Origin of the sequence: Aerosakkonema funiforme FACHB-1375, from assembly GCF_014696265.1 — a bacterium.
In the GTDB taxonomy this organism is placed as follows: Bacteria; Cyanobacteriota; Cyanobacteriia; order Cyanobacteriales; family Aerosakkonemataceae; genus Aerosakkonema; species Aerosakkonema funiforme_A.
In genome coordinates, this window is record NZ_JACJPW010000226.1 from 1 (window position 1) to 2743 (window position 2743).

Genomic DNA, 2743 nt, shown 5'->3' on the forward strand with positions numbered 1-2743 from the left:
TAATTGTGCCGATGCACGATATGCCTACGGCACGCTGTGCGAAGGCACTCCTGCAAGTGCCTTAACAAAAGTTCATACAGTGTCGATTACTTTTGTCCGACTACTTATTCCCCAGTTACAGATTACGAGTTCACCATTCAGGATGCTTGGCAACTCAAAGAACCACCCATCAAACGGGTAATGTACAAAGAAGCAACGAGTAAAGCATTCCTGGTAGAAGAGTTAAATGGAGAAGAAATTGAATATACACCAGAAGTATTTTTTGCCAAAGCTGAATCAGATAAAGAATGGTTTAGAAAAATTTTACTAGCGGATTCCTTTTGCTTGCCAGTCTTAGAAAAAGCTGTAGAAATTTTAACTCAAAAGCGTGACACAGAGCGACCGCACGCCATGATTGTCCGCGCTCTCAACATACCGCACGCCCATCGATTATACCAACTGCTGCAAAACTTTCCTATCCTGAAAGAGCGCGTTGGCTTAGTTCATAGCGAGAAGGAAGGTTTCGACTTAGCAGGTAAACCGAGTGCAACCTATCAGCGTTTTTTTAGCGGTGAATATATTTGCCTCGTACATTGTGGCATGGTAGGGGAAGGGTTTTCTCATCCTTGGGCATCAGTTTCGGTGATTTTATGTATTATAATTTAATACTGTTATCTATAATATTACCAATGTTTATCAAAAAAGCAGCCCGAAAATAAATGCGATCGCCCAGTTTTTTCAAAGCATACAGACACAAATATTAGTAGCGAGCGATAGTTTGATGAAAACCTACATTTTTAAGTAAGAAACGTGGATCACGAACAACTTCCACTTCCAGGAATAGGCGATATGGTGCTGGGAACACCGCACCGCCTTTCTCATAATAAGGCTAATAGCCAACCAACATCAGGAGATATGGTGTTGGGATTTATGCCATCTGCCTATCAAAAAGCAATTTTCGATTGGTTAGCATCCGGTCAAGGGTCATGTGTAGTTTCTGCTGTACCGGGCAGCGGCAAGACTACTACTTTAATTAAAGGCGCTAATTTCATTCCCAAAAATCTGCGATCGCGTTTTCTAGCATTCAACAAACATATTGCTGATGAGCTAAATCGTAAACTGCCCAAACATATCGAAGCGAGTACTATACACAGTTTGGGTTTATCAAGCTTATGTCGTGCTTTTCGCAATATGCCTGAGATTAACAAACGTAAATATTCAGTAATTGTTAAAGATTATTTAGCAGATAGAAAAGTACACTCATCACTGGAATACCATCGATTGGTATCGCTAGTAAAGTTCAGTCAACTTACTTTAGGCGATCCCAGCAATAGCACAACGCTAAAACAATTATGCCATTATTATGGATTGCCTAGCATAGGTGATTGGGATTTTATTCAACAAGCTGTGTTTGAAATCCTAGAAATTGGAATACGTCAGTGTAGAGAATTTATTTCATACGAAGATATGGTATGGCTACCATCTGTGTTAAATTTGCCAGTATATAGCTACGACTTTCTGTGTGTAGATGAAGTGCAAGACCTCAACGCCGCACAAATCGATATTGTCATGAGGGCATATAAAGCAGGAGCTAGGGGTATTTTTGTTGGCGACGAACGTCAAGCTATTATGGGATTTAGTGCCGCCGATCGACAGAGTATTGCTAATATTATAGAGCGCAGGAGTGCGATTCAATTACCTTTATCTATTTGCTATAGATGTCCGACTACCCATATCGAGTTGGCCAATCAGATTTATAATGTAATCGAACCTCGTCAGAATGCGCCACTAGGGACGGTTAAGTTAATAAAAATAGCAGAAATTCCCAAGTTAGCTAAAGCTGGCGATTTGATTATCTGTCGCTGCTTTTATCCGTTGATACCAGTATATTACGAACTGCTCAAGGCAGGAATTGCAGCAAAAATTAAAAATAAAGATATAGCCAGTCAACTAAATAGCTTACTTGGCGAAATTGTAGGAGAATCAGTGAAAAAGTATAGTTGCCAGGAATTTACTAATACTTTGCAAGCGTGGTATGAGTCAAGAAAAAAAGAGATGCTCGCTGATGGAGTACCGATTACAGTAGTTGTAGATTTGCACGATCGCATCCTAACCCTTAATGCCATTTATACAGGTAATCATTGCCAAGATACAGCCGAACTGACTGGGGCGATCGAGCGTTTATCTAAAGGTGATTTTAATGAAGTGTTCTTGACCACGATACATGGCTCTAAAGGGTTGGAGGCTGAGAGAGTTTTTCACATTAGACCGGATTTGCTTCCACATCCAAGAGCCGAGAAGGATTGGGAAAAGGAGCAGGAAAAAAACTTGCAGTTTGTTGCTGCTACGAGGGCCAAACACGATTTGTTCTTGGCGAACAAATAGTTATTCCTTTCCCGCGCAAAGAATATGTATACTTTGGGGGAGTGGGGGAGTGGGGGAGTGGGAGAGCGGGAGAGTGGGGGAAAAAAGAACAACAGGTAACTTGCGATCGATAATCTTACGGCAGGAAGGGAGTAATATGTGAAAAATCATTTCACCAACATTTTGAGTTGGTAAAACTGGACTTTTTCCATACAAATGGACTAAGATATCTAATTTTAGTTAAATGGTCGAGTCCGGCTGACTTTGGCAGGACAAAGAATGCGAGAGCCATTCTTATACCCTACAAACCTCACAAAAACCAACTCTCCCTCAGCAATATCATTGACATCTGCTTGATGTAACTGGGGATTGTAAGGTACTTGTTCCCAAACTTGACCTA

The 2743-nt window shown here is 40.9% G+C and carries 3 protein-coding genes; all 3 read left to right on the forward strand.

Going from position 1 to position 2743, the window contains the following annotated elements; genetic code table 11:
• Nucleotides 1-181 (forward strand): hypothetical protein (locus tag H6G03_RS37645; protein WP_206756680.1); only part of this gene is annotated, 181 nt, incomplete at its 5' end.
• Entirely contained in the window at nt 181-645 is a 465-nt protein-coding gene (locus H6G03_RS37035; protein ID WP_206756681.1) for a DEAD/DEAH box helicase, read from the forward strand. The genes H6G03_RS37645 and H6G03_RS37035, both read left to right, overlap by 1 nt.
• A gap of 144 nt (nt 646-789) precedes the next feature.
• Nucleotides 790-2364 carry a UvrD-helicase domain-containing protein gene (locus H6G03_RS37040; RefSeq protein ID WP_190475931.1) on the forward strand — a complete coding sequence of 525 codons (1575 nt, stop codon included), beginning with the start codon at nt 790-792 and terminating at the stop codon, nt 2362-2364.
• Nucleotides 2365-2743: the final 379 nt, after the last annotated feature.

Excerpts from the sequence above, each read along its gene's own strand:
- H6G03_RS37035 (WP_206756681.1), top strand. The coding sequence starts at position 181 with ATGTACAAAGAAGCAACGAGTAAAGCATTCCTGGTAGAAGAGTTAAAT.